Annotated in this window: 15 protein-coding genes; 12 read left to right on the top strand and 3 right to left on the bottom strand. The window is 69.9% G+C overall.

Annotated features, from left to right (window positions below; all coding sequences use genetic code 11):
• Positions 1–579, bottom strand: coding sequence for a TetR family transcriptional regulator (locus tag ABZ552_RS18590; RefSeq protein ID WP_357438541.1), 579 nt, complete (start codon positions 577–579; stop codon positions 1–3).
• Between ABZ552_RS18590 and zapE the strand changes: the two genes are divergently transcribed.
• From zapE to ABZ552_RS18545, 9 genes are all read left to right on the top strand, one after another.
• Positions 533–1,639, top strand: coding sequence for a cell division protein ZapE (zapE, locus tag ABZ552_RS18585; RefSeq protein WP_357438537.1), 1,107 nt, complete (start codon positions 533–535; stop codon positions 1,637–1,639). The two genes, ABZ552_RS18590 and zapE, sit on opposite strands and share 47 nt — an antisense overlap.
• A gap of 178 nt (positions 1,640–1,817) precedes the next feature.
• Positions 1,818–2,735, top strand: a complete 918-nt coding sequence (locus ABZ552_RS18580) for a DUF4129 domain-containing protein (RefSeq protein ID WP_281877054.1) — start codon at positions 1,818–1,820, stop codon at positions 2,733–2,735.
• Positions 2,736–2,769: 34 nt separating this feature from the next.
• On the top strand, positions 2,770–3,255 hold the full coding sequence (locus ABZ552_RS18575; protein ID WP_281880709.1) for a hypothetical protein: 486 nt from the start codon (positions 2,770–2,772) through the stop codon (positions 3,253–3,255).
• A gap of 29 nt (positions 3,256–3,284) precedes the next feature.
• Positions 3,285–4,247, top strand: a complete 963-nt coding sequence (locus ABZ552_RS18570; RefSeq protein ID WP_159841996.1) for a MoxR family ATPase — start codon at positions 3,285–3,287, stop codon at positions 4,245–4,247.
• Positions 4,244–5,518, top strand: coding sequence for a DUF58 domain-containing protein (locus tag ABZ552_RS18565; protein ID WP_281877055.1), 1,275 nt, complete (start codon positions 4,244–4,246; stop codon positions 5,516–5,518). The genes ABZ552_RS18570 and ABZ552_RS18565 overlap by 4 nt, the downstream gene beginning before the upstream one ends.
• Positions 5,515–5,976: a hypothetical protein gene (locus tag ABZ552_RS18560; RefSeq protein WP_281877056.1), complete on the top strand. Its 462-nt coding sequence runs from the start codon at positions 5,515–5,517 to the stop codon at positions 5,974–5,976. The genes ABZ552_RS18565 and ABZ552_RS18560 overlap by 4 nt, the downstream gene beginning before the upstream one ends.
• Before the next feature lie 297 nt (positions 5,977–6,273).
• Positions 6,274–7,797 (top strand): PucR family transcriptional regulator, encoded by a 1,524-nt coding sequence (locus tag ABZ552_RS18555; protein ID WP_281919139.1) that lies wholly within the window; start codon positions 6,274–6,276, stop codon positions 7,795–7,797.
• Positions 7,798–7,920: 123 nt separating this feature from the next.
• Positions 7,921–8,490, top strand: coding sequence for a CBS domain-containing protein (locus tag ABZ552_RS18550; protein ID WP_281880710.1), 570 nt, complete (start codon positions 7,921–7,923; stop codon positions 8,488–8,490).
• Between the two features lie 25 nt (positions 8,491–8,515).
• Entirely contained in the window at positions 8,516–8,977 is a 462-nt protein-coding gene (locus ABZ552_RS18545; protein WP_281919138.1) for a TraR/DksA C4-type zinc finger protein, read from the top strand.
• A gap of 133 nt (positions 8,978–9,110) precedes the next feature.
• Here ABZ552_RS18545 and ABZ552_RS18540 read toward each other — a convergent pair whose 3' ends face one another.
• Together ABZ552_RS18540 and kstD are read right to left on the bottom strand one after the other, a co-directional pair.
• On the bottom strand, positions 9,111–9,977 hold the full coding sequence (locus ABZ552_RS18540; protein WP_357438530.1) for a MaoC/PaaZ C-terminal domain-containing protein: 867 nt from the start codon (positions 9,975–9,977) through the stop codon (positions 9,111–9,113).
• A 242-nt stretch (positions 9,978–10,219) separates the two neighbouring features.
• Positions 10,220–11,929 (bottom strand): 3-oxosteroid 1-dehydrogenase, encoded by a 1,710-nt coding sequence (kstD, locus tag ABZ552_RS18535; RefSeq protein WP_281877060.1) that lies wholly within the window; start codon positions 11,927–11,929, stop codon positions 10,220–10,222.
• 105 nt (positions 11,930–12,034) lie between these two features.
• Between kstD and ABZ552_RS18530 the strand changes: the two genes are divergently transcribed.
• The 3 genes from ABZ552_RS18530 to ABZ552_RS18520 are packed head-to-tail and all read left to right on the top strand — an operon-like array spanning position 12,035 to position 15,369.
• Positions 12,035–13,660, top strand: a complete 1,626-nt coding sequence (locus ABZ552_RS18530; RefSeq protein ID WP_281877061.1) for an FAD-binding protein — start codon at positions 12,035–12,037, stop codon at positions 13,658–13,660.
• Between the two features lies 1 nt (position 13,661).
• Entirely contained in the window at positions 13,662–14,447 is a 786-nt protein-coding gene (locus ABZ552_RS18525) for a 2-keto-4-pentenoate hydratase (RefSeq protein WP_357438526.1), read from the top strand.
• A gap of 10 nt (positions 14,448–14,457) precedes the next feature.
• On the top strand, positions 14,458–15,369 hold the full coding sequence (locus ABZ552_RS18520) for an acetaldehyde dehydrogenase (acetylating) (RefSeq protein ID WP_357438523.1): 912 nt from the start codon (positions 14,458–14,460) through the stop codon (positions 15,367–15,369).
• Positions 15,370–15,377: the final 8 nt, after the last annotated feature.

Here is a 15,377-nt window from a genome sequence, read left to right as displayed (position 1 = left end):
TCACGCGTTCAGGTGTGCGGCGAGGATACGAGCCAATTGCCGCACACTCTCCGGCGTGCCTGGGCGCAGGGCGGTGCGGTTGCCCGCGAAGCGGTCGAAGACGGCGCCCTCGACGACGGCGACGAAGTCCGCCGCCCGGGTCCGCGGGTCGGACGCGCCCATGGCGTGGAAGAGGTCTCGGGCGCGGTCGACCGAGAACAGGCTGCGCGCCAGCCGGGGATGCAGGTCGCGATCGTCGAGCAGGTCGACGAGCAGGGCATGGCGGGCGATCAGATGCGCGCGCCGGTCGGCCAGCAGCCGGTCGAGCCAGGCGGCGACGGCCTCGGCGGCCGATTCCGGCGCGGCGGCGGAGGGGGGCGCGAACGCGGCGGCGAAATCCGTGCGGGATCGGTCGGTGATCCGGTCCACGATGGCCTCGATGAGCGCGCGTTTGGTGCGGAAGTAGTACGAGGTCGATCCAGGGGGCAGTGCCAGTTCCGTGTCCAACGCGCGGTGGGTGAGCCCGCGCAGGCCCTTGGTCGCGATCAGTTCGATGGCCGTGTCGACGAGGAGCACGCGCCGGTCGCCTGTGGACATCATCACCCTTCCTGGCGGCCGCCCGGCCACGTCCTCTACAAATGTAGAGGACTCAGGAGGTGTCATGGAACCCGGTGTCATCCGGTGGGATTCCGATCAGGCGCGGGCGGCGGCGCGGTTGCGCGAGTTGGTCGATCGGCGCGGCCGCCCGGTCCGGCGTCATCGGGGCGTCTATCTCCACGGCAGACCCGGGCGCGGCAAGACCATGCTCATGAACCGGTTCTTCGCCCAGGTGGCGTCCGAACGCAAGCGCCGCTACCACTTCCACCAATTCTTCGCCGAATTGCACGCCGCGGCACACGCGTCCGGCTCGATCGATGCGGCGGTGGACGCGCTGCTCGGTGACGCCGTGCTGATCTGCTTCGACGAGTTCCACGTGCACGACATCGGTGACGCGATGCTGCTCGCACGGCTGCTCGACGCGCTGTTCGCCCGCCGCGTCACGCTGGTGGTGACCTCGAACTATCCGCCGGACGGACTGCTGCCGAATCCGCTGTTCCACGATCGGCTTCTGCCGACGATCGACCGGATCCGCGCGCACATGGACGTGGTGCCGGTCGACGGCGCGATCGATTATCGCTCTCTCGGCGTGCGCGCCGGCCGCACCGGATTCGCCGCCGGGCGATACATCGTGGCGCACTCGGCGGCGGTCGTCGGCGCGGGAAAAAGCGCTGTGCCACAACGCGAGAACGAAGCGTCTGCCGAGATTTCCATCGGCGCCCGCAGTTTGCGCGCCATTGCCGGAGACGGCGGCGCTCTCGTCATCGACTTCGCCGCATTGTGTGGAGTCCCAACTTCCGCGCCGGATTATGTTGCGCTGGCCCAACGTTTTCAGCGCTGGGAAATCCGGGAAGTGCCTCCGCTGTATGAAGTTCCGCCCGACTGGGCGATGCGTTTCGTGAACGTGGTCGATGTTCTCTACGACATCGATCGGGAGCTCACCGTCGTCGCGTCCGCGCCGCTCGGCGGGCTCGTGCGAGGCGTGGCGGAAGTGCCGGATATCTCACGTTTGGCGAGCCGTCTTTGTGAATTGTCCCAGTCCTCGTCGGATATCGCCCGGTAGTCGCCGCGACGACGGACGGGCCGTCGACTTCCCGCACAGCTGCGGTTTAAGAGGAGGGACTCCGAAGTATTCCATTCCATCCCGAGCGGACCGCCCGGCATGTAACTATGTGGCTGTTTTGTGGAGTACTCAGATTTGGCGGTAACCAGTGGCCCGGGCGCGAGCGCCGATATCGCGCGTGATCGTCCTGATCACGCTGCTGGCTTTTGCCGCCATCGCCCTGCACGGATACATCCCAGGAATTACCGAAACCGAGTCGCGCAGGCACGTCCCGTCCGCTCTGTCGGTCGCGCTCATGCCGGTGCTGCTCACCGTGTCGATCGTGATCCTGCTGGCCGGGGTGATCGCCAGTCAGCACCGTTTGCCGCTGGCCATGCCCGAGCAGGAACGGGAGGACGAACGCACGCAGTGGCGTCTCGGGCGCGTCGGCCTCGCACTGCTCGGCGCGCTGGCGCTGCTCGGAGTGCTGTTCGCGGCCGCAGCGGCGATCTACTTCCTCGGTGCGAGCAAGTCGAGCGAACCCGCGCGCCCCGCGGCGCCCGCCACCACCACGGGCACGCCGCCGGAGCACGGAACGCCGCCGTCCGCCGAATACGACCCGAAGTCGGCGGAGCTGACCGGTACGGCGCTGGTACTGGCCGGAATCGCGGCCGCGGGCTTGGTGACGGTGGCGATGAGCGGTCTGGTCGTGGTCGCGGTGTCGACCCGGCGCAAGCCCGCTCCGGCGGCCGCGCAGCCGGTCGCGGCGACCCCCACCGCGGCGGACTCGCTGGCCCGCGCGGCCGAGATGGGCCTGGCCGCGATGAACGCTCCGGGTCAGGACCCGCGCACCGCGATCATCGCCTGCTACGTCGCGATGGAGCGCGGTCTCGCCTCCGACCGCGCGGCCGCACCGCTCGTCTCGGACACCCCGATGGAAGTGCTGGCCCGCGCGTTCGAACGCGGCGCGCTGCACGACGCGTCCGCCCGCGAGCTGGTCGCCCTTTTCGAGGAAGCCAGATTCAGCCCGCACGCCATGCTGGAATGGCAACGGATGCGAGCCGAGCAATTGCTGCGCATCGTGCTCGCCGACCTGCAAGGGGAGGTGCCCGCGTGACCGGACGGGCGAGAAGGGACCTCGCGTGAATCGGATGGGGGTGGTGATCACCGGCGTGATCGTCATCGGGCTGGTCGAGCTGGTCGCCGTCGAGCGCGCCCGCGGGTTGCTGCTGGTCGTCGCCGGGATTCCGGTGGCGGTGGCGCTGGTCTGGCTGGTCTGGTCGCTGTTCGAGCGCTCGGAGGCCGCGGACGACGAGGTCGAGGACATGGAGAACGGGCCGGCGGAGATGCTGCAACGCTGGCACGCCAGGGCCGAGATGCTCGCGGACCGCGCGGACGGCAGCCGTGCCGATTGGGACCGGCACCTGCGTCCGCTGCTGGCCAAGGAGTTCGAGCTGTCCAGCGGACAGCGGGTGGCGAAGAACCGCAGGGCGATGGAGGCAGCGGGTATCCACCAGTTCGGGCCCGAGTTGTGGCGCTGGGTGGACCCGGCCAACTCGGCCCTTCGTGATCAGGCCGGCAGGGCACCGGGACGTGCGGCGCTGGACGAGATCCTGAGCCGCCTGCAGAGAATGTGAAATGGGTTGAGGCAAGTGCGGGTACACACATGACCATGCCGATGGACGTGACCATCCAGCGCAGCGAGGCCGTGCTCCGGGAGCTGTCCCGGGTCGTGGTCGGCAAGCAGGACGAGTTGCAGTTGATCATGATCGCCGTGCTGTCCGGTGGGCACGTGCTGATCGAGGACCTACCCGGCCTCGGCAAGACGCTGATCGCGAGATCGTTCGCGGCCGCGCTCGGGCTGCAGTTCACCCGGGTGCAGTTCACGCCCGACCTGCTGCCCGCCGACCTGCTGGGGTCGACGATCTACGACATGTCCTCCGGCCGGTTCACCTTCCGCCGCGGGCCGGTGTTCACCAACGTGCTGCTGGCCGACGAGGTGAACCGCACCCCGCCGAAGACGCAGGCCGCGCTGCTGGAGGCGATGGCGGAGGGGCAGGTCAGCATCGACGGCGAGACATTGCTGCTGCCGCAACCGTTCGTCGTGCTGGCCACCGACAACCCGATCGAGTACGAGGGCACCTATCCGCTGCCGGAAGCCCAGCTCGACCGGTTCGCCATCCAGCTGCGGCTGGGGTACCTGTCCGAGCGCGACGAGACGCAGATGATCCGTCGCAGACTGGAGCGCGGGGCGCAGCAGCCGCAGGTCAACCAGGTCGTGGACGCGAACGGGCTGCTGGAGATGCGGCAATCCGTCGAATATGTGACCGTGCACCCCGACGTGGTGAGCTATGTCGTCGCGCTGGCGTCGGCCACCAGGGGGCACCCCCAGGTCGAGGTCGGCGCGAGCCCGCGCGCGGAACTCGACCTGGTGCAGATGTCCCGGGCGCGGGCGCTGCTGCTCGGCCGCGACTACGTGATCCCCGAGGACGTGAAGGCGCTGGCGATCCCGGCCATGGCGCACCGGATCACGTTGCGGCCGGAGATGTGGGTGCGCCGCATCCGCGGCGAGGACGTCATCACCGAACTGCTGCGCCGTCTGCCGGTCCCGCGCGCCACCGTGACATGAGGCACCGTGACGCCAGCTCCGCGGTCGACGCCGAATTGCGGTGGCGGCCCGCCCCGCTGGTCTTCATGCTCGCTGGGTGCGCCGCGGCGGCCCTGGTGCTCGCGGTGGTCCTCGGCAGGTGGCAGCTGCTGGTGTTCGCCGCGCCGCTGCTCGGCGTGCTGGCCACCGCGCCGTGGCAGCAGTCCTCGACCCGGATCCAGGTCGACGGCGGCGGCACGCTGCGCTGCTTCGAGACCGAGGAGGTGACGCTCACCGTCGCCGCCTTCGTCGAGAAGGGGCACGCGCTGCTGCGCCTGAAACCGCAGAGCTCGGCAGGGCTGGGAATGCAGGTCGAAGAGGCCAGCGATTCCGGAGTCGCGCCCGCCGGATTGCGCCTGGCCCTCTCGGCGGGCAGGTGGGGGCGCTACCCGGTGTCGGTGCGGGTCTCGGCGCTGAGCCCCGCCGGGCTCGCGGTCGCCACCGCGATACTGCCCGCGGGCGAGTTGTTCGTGTATCCGATCACCGATCCGCAGCGCATGCGCTTGCCGCGCACGGAACTCCCCGAGCGGCTCGGCACCCACCTGACCCGCAGGCACGGCCCCGGCGTCGAATACGCGGACATCCGCGCCTACGCGCCCGGCGATCAGTTGCGCATCGTGAACTGGCCGGTGAGCGCGCGGCGGGGGCGGTTGTATGTCACCGAGCGGCTGACCAACCGGTCCGCGGACGTCGTGGTGCTGGTGGACACCTCCCAGCAGGCGCCGGGACCGGCCACCGATTCGCTGGAGCTGTCGGTGCGCGGCGCGGCGCAAGTGGTGCAGTCGACCCTGCAGGCGGGCGATCGGACGGCGGTGGTCTGCCTCGGCCAGGCGCCGCGCTGGCTGCGGCCGGACATCGGACGCCGCCAGTTCTACCGCATCGTGGACACCGTGCTCGACGTCGGCGACGAGCACATCCCCACCACCGGCACGCTCGCGCCGCACGCGGCGGTGCCGCTCGGCGCGATCGTGGTGGCGTTCTCCACGCTGCTGGACACGCAGTTCGCGCTCGCGTTGATCGACCTGCGCAAGCGCGGGCACGTGGTGATCGTGGTGGACGTCCTGCGCGGCACGCCGTTCCGGGAAGATCTCGACCCGATCCTGGCCAAGATGTGGCAGCTCGAGCGCGCGGCCATGTACCGGGACATGGGTACCGTCGGCGTCGACATCGTGGCGTGGCCGGAGGACGCGCGCCTGGACCAGATCATGCGAGCGCTGCCCGAGCACCGCAGGACCGTACGGGTGCGCCGATGACCAGATTCCTCGCCGTTCTCTCCGGGGTGCTGCTGGCGGCGTCGGTGGCGCTGCTGGAGCCCTGGATCGGCATTCCGGCCCTGGTCTTCGTCGCGCTCGGCTGGTGGCTGCGGCCGCTCGCGGTCTGCGCGGTACTGCTCGCGCTGGCCGTGCTGGCGATCGCGGACGCGGGTGTGCTCGCTTCCGCGGCAACGGGATTGGTCGCCACCACCTATCTGCTCAACGCCGCGACCGTGACCGCCCCGCACGGCGTGGTACCGACCACGATCCCGTCGGTGACCGGTGCGGTGGGCTTCGCGGCGGTCGCCGTCGCCGCCGCTCTGCTCCCACTGCGCTTGGCCTGGGCGCCGCTGGCCGCGCCGGTGCTCGTGCTGGTGCTGTACGCCCTTGTGATCCAGGGCGCCGCCGCGCGGCGCGGGCGCGGTGACCGGGAACTTCCGGCCTCGGGCGAAGTCTGACCCGAGCACAGGCGGCCGCTCGCAGTGGCGACACGGTGGCTGACGTGGGGCGATGCCGGAGACACCGCGAAGACCGCACGGCCGGTGCGCGTACCGTTCGGTAGTGCGGGGGGTGGGTCGACAGCCGAAGGCCGCCCCTGCCGAGGCTGCGCACGCGTTGTCGAGGAGCTGAACAACCGCGGGAGGTCCTATGACGTTCGCCGAGTTCGATCGTATGCACGCCTTGCTCATGACCTTCCGCGCGTCGCGTCGGGCGCCCGCTCGCGTAGCACTGTCGGCACGACTCCGGAGCGGCTCGTGGTGACCTTGGACCGATTGGCGAACGTACTGAGCGGCTATGGGATTCGATTGCGGTTGGGGTCGGTTCCCCGGTCCACCCCACTGCGCAGCGTGGTGATCCACGGGACCGATCAGGACCCCACGGAAACGGGCGACGTGCTGCTGGGGATCGGGGCACGCTCGGTGTCGGAGGTGGTGGAATGGGCCGTCTCGGCGCGCGCGGTCGTCGCTCTTCTGCGCGGCAGTGCGGAGACCGAGACCGAGCCGGATGCCGAGGGCGTGGCGGTGCTGGTGGTCGATCCCGCGGTGGCCTGGAGCGAGCTGGCCGCGGTGGTCTACGGGTTGGTGCTGGAAGGTCGGGAGACCGAGGCCGGTCGCGGTCCGACCGATCTGTTCGCCTTGGCCGACAGTCTGGCCGAGGCTGTCGGGGGAGCGGTGACGATCGAGGACCGGCGGTCTCGGGTGCTGGCGTATTCGAAGCCGAAGCAGCACCTCGATCAGGCGCGGGTCGACACGATTCTGAGCAGGGAGATGCCGCCGTGGTTGCGGGCACTCTTCGACGCGCGTGGTGTCTTCGCACATCTGGCCGCCTCGGATGAGCCGTTGTTCGTGCCCGGGCAGGCGGAACACGGTGTGACGGGGCGAATGGTCGTGGCCGTGCGCGTGGGCAGGCAACTGCTGGGCTCGGTGTGGGTTTCGTGCCCGGCACCGTTGCGTGGGGCTCGCCGCGCGGCCTTGGCCGACGGTGCGCGTACGGTGGCCCTGCACCTGTTGCGCTCGCGGGCCAGCGCGGATCTGGAACGTCAGGTGGAATCGGACCTGGTCATCCGCTTACTGGAGGGCGCGGCCGACGCGGCGACGGTGGCCAGCAGACTGGGATTGGCGCCGGAGAAGTTGCGCGTGCTCGCGCTGCGGGCTCGGGGCGCGGACGAGCGGCACGCCGCGCTGCTGTTGATCTTCGAGCGAGCGACGACCGGATTCGGCTGGTCCCGGTCGACCCGCAGCGCCTTGGTCGGCGACACCGTCTACACCGTGCTGCCCGCTGATCCCGCTGCGACGGCACGCCGTTGGGTCGATGAGCTGGAAGCCGCCCTGCCCGCGCGGATGACGGTGTCGGCCGGCGTCAGCGGTGTCGCGAGGGCTACGGAATTGGCGTCGGCGCGGCGAGAGGCCGACGAGTGCCTGGCGCTGCACGAGGCCCGGCCGGCAGCTGCCCCGGCCCCCGCCTATGACGAGTCGTGGGACGAGATTCTGCTACAGCGGTTGCGCACCGCGGGGCTCGCCGGACGCGCCCCGGAGCGGGGGCCGGTGTCGGAATTGCGGCGGCACGACCGCGTGCACTCCACCCAGTACGTGGCGACGCTGCGCGCCTGGTTGCAGGCGCAGGGCGATCCCGCGCGGGCAGGCGTACAACTCGGCGTGCACGAGAACACCGTCCGCAACCGGCTGCGCAAGATGGCGGAGGTGACCGACCTCGGCTTGGACGATCCCCGCAAACGTCTAGCCATGATGATCGAACTCGCCGTCAGCGACACCGTCTGACCCGCTGCCCTGTGCCATCGCCACAAATCCCCGCCCTCCGATTGTCGGATCAGCGCAACTGATCGGCTCGACGGCCACGCCACCATGGGGTTGAGCCACGAAGGAGGGATCGAAGTGAGGAACATGCAGGTACGCGAGGTGATGCAGCGACCGGTCATCGCCGTGCGGCGCGACGATACGGCACGCGAGGCGGCGCTGCTGCTCGCCGGATCGGGCTACGCGGCGCTGCCCGTTCTCGACGAGGACGACCGTCTCATCGGGATGCTCACCAGCGGTGATCTCTTGCGGTCCGGAGAACTCGACGACGAGGTCGGCGCGGTGATGACCACGCCCGCGGTGTCGCTGCCGCACAACGCGGCGCCGGCCGAGGTGATGAGCAGGCTGGCAACACACGGATTGCGCAGTCTGCCGGTCGTCGACGCCGAAGACCGCGTGGTCGGCATGTTCAGCCGCGGCGACGCGTTGCGGATCTTGCTCACCCCGGACGACGCGCTCGCGGCCGATGCGCAAAGCCTGCTGGATCAATACCGCGGCGCCCGGCGCTGGCAGGTCACCGTCGACGACGGCGACGCCACGATCTCCGGCCGGTTCGCCGACGAATCCGAACGACGCATCGCCATCGCCTTGACCCGCACCGTGCCGGGCATCCGCACCGCGAGCATCGCGCGCACACCCGCCGCGGCCGAGCATTGACCACCCACCAGCCCCGGAGTCGATGATGACCCACGCATACCCCGTTTCCCGCGCAAGCCTCAGTGAACACCTACCCGTGCTGCGCGCCGCACTGAACCAGCAACGCCGTTTCCGCCTGCAACAACTGGCCGAACTCGAAGCCGAGATCGACCGCGCAGGTGAGCCCGCCGACGCGGCCGCCGCGGCCAGACACGAGGTCGACGGCAAACTGGCCGCGGCGGCACGGCAAGCCCTGGCGGACATCGAGGCAGCTCTCATGCTCATCGCCACCGGACGCTACGGCCGGTGCCGTCGCTGTCACGCCGAGATCCCGATTCGCCTGCTGCGCACCATTCCCACTACCCAGTGGTGCTTGCGGTGCCATCGGCATCTCCCGTCCGCCGACGGATCCCGCGTGATCCGAGGACAGCGGCCTGGGCGACCCTCCCGAGCGCCGCGACGCGGCCGGTCGGCGAAAAGAGAGACGCTCGCGCCGTTGACCGGCTGATGCCCTCGTCGACACCGGCACCGCCGCGGGCCGGGAGTCGCCCGCACCCGGCACCCTCGGACGCCCGCCGTTCGGGTGAGTGCTGTCGGACGCGCCCCAGCCGGGGGCGCTCGGGAATCCGTGTAGGGATTCCTCAGGCGGGCCGGAACCGCAGCTCGACGTCGCCGAGGACCGGTGCCTCGTCGCGTTCGACCACGGTCGCGGCGATGGTGAGCACGTCGTCCTGACGCCAGATCCGGGTGCGGATCGTCTCGCCCGGGTAGAGCACACCGGCGAACCGGGCGCGGAAACCGGTGACGCGGCTCGCGTCGGAGTCGAGCACGGTGTCGGTCACGGTCTTGCAGACGATGCCGTAGGTGCACAACCCGTGCAGGATGGGCGCGGGAAACCCGGCCGCGCGGGCGAATTCGGGATCCGAGTGCAGCGGGTTGCGATCACCGGACATCCGGTAGAGCAATGCCTGCTGCGGCAGCGTCGGCGTGGTGACGTCGAAATCCGGAGCGCGATCCGGTAATTCGATCTTGGTGCTCGGTCCGCGCTCGCCGCCGAAGCCGCCCTCGCCCTTGGCGAAGATCGAGGAGCGCTCGGTCCACAGCGGCGCTCCGTCGGAGCCGGTGACGGTGTGCTCCTGCACGATGACCGCGGCCGAGCCCTTGTCCCAGATCTCGGCGATCCGGCTGGTCTTGGTCGCCTTGCCCGCCGCCGGGATCGGCCGGTGCACCTCGACCTCTTGGTGACCGTGCACCACCTTCGCCAGGTCGATCTCGACCCCGGGGAAGCTCACCTTCGGCGGCTCGGTCTCGTGCACCGTCGCCGCCACGGTGGCGAAGGTCGGCAGCACCTGCGGTTCCCGGTCGTCGAGGTAGCGCAGCTCGGCCGGGTCGGTCCAGCGCGTGCCCGCGCCGAGGCCCAGCTGGTAGAGCTGCACGTCCGAGGGGGTCCAGGCGAACTCCCGGCTCGGCAGTTGCGCGCCGAGCGCGATCTTCGGGTCGATGGGCATCAGTTCTCCTTGTGCATGATTGTGGATCGATCCGGCACATGCGCGCCGCGCGCGAGGCCGTGCCGGAACCGGAACTCGGCAGCGCCCGGGTTCGATCCTGCGCGTCCGGACACCGGCTCGCCAGTGTGTCGTCCGCTCCGCGGGATCGTTTCACGGCTGCTCAACGGCCTGGATGGATCGCGGTGCAGGCCGGGGCATTCCGGCCGGTGCCCGTGGGAGCGTGGCCGCACCGCGATCTCGTCTCACGCTTCCGCTGCGGCGGTGGCGGGCTGCTCCTCCTTGCGCTTGACGATGTCCAGCACCGCGAGGTACCCGAAGGCGATCGCGGGGCCGATGGTGGCTCCGGGCCCGGCGTAGGTGTGGCCCATCACCGGTGTGGAGCAGTTGCCGGAGGCGTACAGCCCCTCGATGACGCTGCCGTCCTCGCGCAGCACCCGCCCTGCGGTGTCGGCCACCAGCCCGCCTTTGGTGCCCAGATCGCCCGGCACGATTTTGGCGGCGTAGTACGGGCCCTGCACCAGCGCGGCCAGGCACGGGTTCGGCCGCACGGTCGGATCGCCGTAGTACCGGTCGTAGTGGCTGTCGCCGCGACCGAAGTCCTCGTCCTTGCCGGTCTCGGCGAAGCCGTTGAACCGGGCGACGGTCGCGGTCAGCTCGCCGGCGGGCACACCGATCTTGTCTGCCAATTCCTCGATGCTGTCGGCCTTGACGATGAAGTCGTTTTCCATCCACCGGGACGGAAAACGCTGACCGGGCTGTAGCCCGGCGAAGATGTAGCGGTTCCGGTAGCGCTGGTCGAACACCAGCCACGCGGGGATGTTCTCGCCCGGCCCCTCACCCTGCCCGTACTCGCCGCCGTACATGGTGTGCACTGCCTCGACGTAAGGAGCGGACTCATTTCCGAATCGCTTGCCGTCGGCGTTCACCATGATGCTGCCGGGCAGGTTCCGTTCGGCCAGCGCGAACCAGGGCTTGCCGCCCTTGAAGATGGTCGGCCCCCACCAAGCGTCCTCCATGAAACCGATGGCCGCGCCCGCCGCCATGCCCGCTTGGATGCCGTCGCCGGTATTGGCGGCCGCGCCGGTGGTCCACTCGGTGGTGATGGGCTGGCGCTGGTATTTGGTGCGCATTTCCGCGTTGTGCTCGAAACCGCCGCTGCCGAGGACGACGCCGTAGCGGGCGGTGAACGTGACCGGCTCGCCCTCGTACAGCGCACGGACCCCGGTGACGACGCCGTCGGTCACGACGAGATCGGTCATCGGGGTGTTCAGCAACAGCGGCACGTTCGCGTCCATGAGGCCCTTGCGCATGCCCGCGATGATGGCCTGCCCCATGCCGACGATGTGTTTGCGGGTGAACTTGGCCCAGTAGGTGCGCGCGCCGACGCGCATCGCCCGGAGCATGCCCTTCGGATGACGCCGGATCAGATTGAGCCGCACGAAGTCGGCCTGCATGACCACGACGTTCAGCGGAGCCTTCGCGTACGGCGGCTCCAGGTTGAACCGCTCCTCGCCCAGGATCTTCGTGTCGAACGGCTTGGGCTCGCACGAGCGGCCCTCGGGCCGCCCGCCCGGCGCCTCCGGATGGTAGTCGGAGTAGCCCGGCACCCACGTCATCTTCAGCGGCGAATGATCGAGCACGAAGTCCAGCGCTTCGGCCCCGCGATCGATGTAGGTGTCGATCCGCTCGGAGGGCACGACGTCGCCGATGATGCTGTGCAGATAGGTCCGTGCGTCCTCGCGGTCGTCGGGCCGACCGGACGCGCGCAGCGCCTTGTTGCCCGGGATCCACACGCCGCCGCCGGAGCGCGCGGTCGACCCGCCGTAGTGCGCGGCCTTCTCGATGACCACCACGCTCAGGCCGTTGTGGGCCGCGGTGAGGGCGGCGGTCATGCCGGCGGCGCCGCTGCCGACCACCACCACGTCGTATTCCCGATCAGTCATGTAGAACACGTTATAGAATGGACGCGCCATTGGTCTATGTTGTGTGGCAGAAGACTTGCTCGACGTTCCGTTTGTCGAGGAAACTTGTTTCAGTTTCAGACCGGAGTTAAGAACATGGGCCTCGAATGGGACCTGGCCACCGACGTTGTCGTGGTCGGATACGGCGCCGCGGGTGCGGCGGCCGCGCTGGAAGCGACCGCGGCGGGCGCGCAGGTGCTCGTGCTCGAACGCTTCGCCGGAGGCGGGACGTCGGCGCTGTCCGGCGGGATCATCTACGCGGGCGGCGGCACGTCGGTGCAGCGCGAGGCGGGAGTCGAAGACACCCCTGAGGCCATGTACGCCTATCTCGAGCGGGAGGTCGGCGACGCGGTCGCCCCCGAGACGCTGCGCCGGTTCGTCGACGAGAGCCCGGAACTGATCGAGTGGCTGAAGGCACACGGAGTCCCCTTCGAAGCCTCGCTGTGCCCGTACAAGACCTCCTACCCCAACGACCGCTACTACCTGTACTACTCCGGCAGCGAGATCTCCGGCGCGTTCCGCGACATCCCGGCCGCCCAGCGCGGGCATCGAGTGAAGGGCAGAGGGACGTCGGGAAAGAAACTCACCGGGCCGCTCGCCGCGGCCGCGTCCAGGGCGGGCGTGCGCGTGGAGACCCTCACCCGGGTCACCCGGCTGCTCACCGACGGTGCGGGCGCGGTGATCGGCGTCGAATGCCACACGCTGCGCGACGCACCCGGCCGGGTCCGGGACCGCTACACCCGCATGGCCAAGGTCGCGGCCAAGCCCGGCATCTACTATCCGCCGCTGCGGCGGGCACTCGAACAGCGGCTGGACGCGCTGGAACGCCGCTACGGCAGCACGATTCGCGTTCTCGCCCGGCGCGGGGTGGTGCTCGGCGCGGGCGGCTTCATCGCCAATCGCGACATGGTGCGGCAATACGCGCCTGAGTTCCACGGTGGTCTCGCGCTCGGCACCACCGCCGACGACGGCAGCGGCATCCTGATGGCGCAGCAGGTCGGCGCGGCGGTGGACCACATGGACAACGTCTCCGCGTGGCGCTTCCTGCTCCCGCCCAGCGCGTTCACCGGGGCGCTGCTGGTGGACGCCGAAGGTCGCCGGGTGATCGACGAGACGCGCTACGGCGCCGCGGTCGGCAACAAGCTGATCACCGAACACGGCGGCAAGGGCTGGCTGCTGGCCGACGAGCCGCTGATGCGCACCGCCATCGGGCAGATCGGCAAACAGGGCGCCTGGTTCCAGCGCGGGCAGTTCGAGACGATGCGGCGCACCGCCGTTCGCGGCGCGACGCTGGAGGAAGCCGCCGCCAAGGCGGGCATCGACCCGGCCGGTCTGCGCGCGACGGTCGACGCGCACAACACCGCGATCGAGACCGGCGCCCCCGATCCGGTCGGCAAGCCCGCCGAGTTCACCAAAGCGGTGCGCACCGGCCCGTTCTGGCTGTTGGATGTGGGCATCAAACCGAGCCTGACCAACCCGTGCCCCATGCTCACCCTCGGCGGCGTCGTCGTGGACGAGCGCACCGGCGCGGTCAAGACCGCCGAGGGTCGCGACATCCCCGGGCTCTTCGCCGCCGGGCGCACCGCGATCGGCGTCTGCTCCAAGTCCTACGTCAGCGGGCTGTCGCTGGCCGACTGCGTCTTCTCCGGCCGCAGGGCAGGCCGGTCCGCCGCGGGCGAGCAGGTCTCGGCGCTGGAAAAAGCAACTGTGGAAGGGAAATAGCGTGCTGTCCGACGCGGTACGAACCGAACTGGCCGACGAACTCGAGCGCGCGGAGCGTGAACGGGTGGCGATCGATCCGCTGATCGCCCGCCACCCGGGCATCGACGTGGTCGACGCCTACGAGATCCAGCTGATCAACATCCGGCGCAGGCTCGACGCGGGCGCGCGCGTGGTCGGGCACAAAGTGGGCCTGTCCTCGAAGGCCATGCAGCAGATGATGGGCGTGGACGAGCCCGACTACGGGCACCTGCTCGCGGAAATGGAAGTCTACGAAGACGTTCCGGTCGAAGCGGGCCGCTACCTGTTCCCCCGGGTGGAGGTGGAGGTCGGGTTCGTGCTCGGCGCCGACCTCCCCGGCGCGGAATGCACCGAAGAAGACGTGCTCGCGGCCACCGTCGCGTTCGCGCCAGCGATCGAACTGATCGACTCGCGGATCAAGGACTGGAACATCGGCTTGGCCGACACCATCTCCGACAACGCGTCCTCCGCCGGCTTCGTGCTCGGCGCCCAGCGCGTCGCGCCGAAGGACATCGACATCAAGGCCATCGACGCGGTGCTCACCCGCAACGGCGAGGTGGTCGCCGAAGGCCGCAGCGACGCGGTGCTGGGCGATCCGGTGATCGCGGTGGCCTGGCTGGCGCGCAAGGTGGCGAGCTTCGGGGTCCGGTTGAAGGCCGGTGACATCGTGCTGCCCGGCTCCTGCACCCGCGCCATCGACGCCCGTCCGGGCGATGAGTTCCACGCCGAGTTCGCCGGACTCGGCTCTGTCCGTCTGCAATTCACCTAGGGAGGCTGTCGTGTCCGAGAACGGGACCGTCACCGCCGCGATCGTCGGGTCCGGCAACATCAGTACCGATCTGCTCTACAAACTGCTGCGCTCGAGGAAGATCCAGCCGCGCTGGATGATCGGGATCGACCCGGACAGCGAGGGCCTGAAGCGGGCGCGCGGGCTGGGGCTGGAAACCTCGCACGAGGGCGTGGACTGGCTGCTCGCGCAATCCGAACTGCCCGATCTGATCTTCGAGGCGACCTCGGCGTACGTGCACCGCGCCGCTGCCCCGCGCTACGCCGAAGCGGGCATCCGCGCCGTCGACCTCACCCCCGCCGCCGTCGGCCCCGCCGTCGTGCCGCCGGTGAACCTGGGCGCGAATCTCGACGCGCCGAACGTCAACATGATCACCTGCGGCGGTCAGGCGACGATCCCGATCGTCGCCGCGGTGTCGCGGGTCGTCCCGGTGCCGTACGCGGAGATCGTCGCGTCGGTGTCCTCGGTGTCCGCGGGCCCCGGCACGCGAGCGAACATCGACGAGTTCACCAAGACCACCAGTCGCGGCGTCGAGACCATCGGTGGAGCGCAGCGCGGCAAGGCCATCATCATCCTGAACCCGGCCGAGCCGCCGATGATCATGCGCGACACCATCTTCTGCGCCATCCCCGACGACGCCGACACCGGCGCGATCGCCGACTCCATCCACCGGATGGTCGCCGACATCCAGCAATACGTCCCCGGCTACCGGCTGCTCAACGAGCCGCAGTTCGACGAGCCCTCGGTGGTCTCCGGCGGCATGGCCAAGGTGTCGGTGTTCGTCGAGGTGGAGGGCGCGGGCGACTTCCTGCCCCCGTACGCGGGCAACCTCGACATCATGACCGCCGCCGCGACGCAGGTCGGCGAGGTCATCGCCGAACAGATCGTCACGGCCCGGGTGTAAGGAGCTTT

The organism is Nocardia sp. NPDC019219, assembly GCF_040632645.1.
GTDB lineage: Bacteria > Actinomycetota > Actinomycetes > Mycobacteriales > Mycobacteriaceae > Nocardia > Nocardia sputorum.
This window is presented reverse-complemented; position numbering and strand designations above follow the sequence as displayed.

Excerpts from the sequence above, each read along its gene's own strand:
- ABZ552_RS18590 (WP_357438541.1), bottom strand. The coding sequence starts at position 579 with ATGATGTCCACAGGCGACCGGCGCGTGCTCCTCGTCGACACGGCCATC.
- ABZ552_RS18540 (WP_357438530.1), bottom strand. The coding sequence starts at position 9,977 with ATGCCCATCGACCCGAAGATCGCGCTCGGCGCGCAACTGCCGAGCCGG.
- ABZ552_RS18560 (WP_281877056.1), top strand. The coding sequence starts at position 5,515 with ATGACCAGATTCCTCGCCGTTCTCTCCGGGGTGCTGCTGGCGGCGTCG.
- ABZ552_RS18570 (WP_159841996.1), top strand. The coding sequence starts at position 3,285 with ATGACCATGCCGATGGACGTGACCATCCAGCGCAGCGAGGCCGTGCTC.
- ABZ552_RS18550 (WP_281880710.1), top strand. The coding sequence starts at position 7,921 with ATGCAGGTACGCGAGGTGATGCAGCGACCGGTCATCGCCGTGCGGCGC.
- ABZ552_RS18530 (WP_281877061.1), top strand. The coding sequence starts at position 12,035 with ATGGGCCTCGAATGGGACCTGGCCACCGACGTTGTCGTGGTCGGATAC.
- zapE (WP_357438537.1), top strand. The coding sequence starts at position 533 with ATGGCCGTGTCGACGAGGAGCACGCGCCGGTCGCCTGTGGACATCATC.
- ABZ552_RS18545 (WP_281919138.1), top strand. The coding sequence starts at position 8,516 with ATGACCCACGCATACCCCGTTTCCCGCGCAAGCCTCAGTGAACACCTA.
- ABZ552_RS18565 (WP_281877055.1), top strand. The coding sequence starts at position 4,244 with ATGAGGCACCGTGACGCCAGCTCCGCGGTCGACGCCGAATTGCGGTGG.
- ABZ552_RS18575 (WP_281880709.1), top strand. The coding sequence starts at position 2,770 with ATGGGGGTGGTGATCACCGGCGTGATCGTCATCGGGCTGGTCGAGCTG.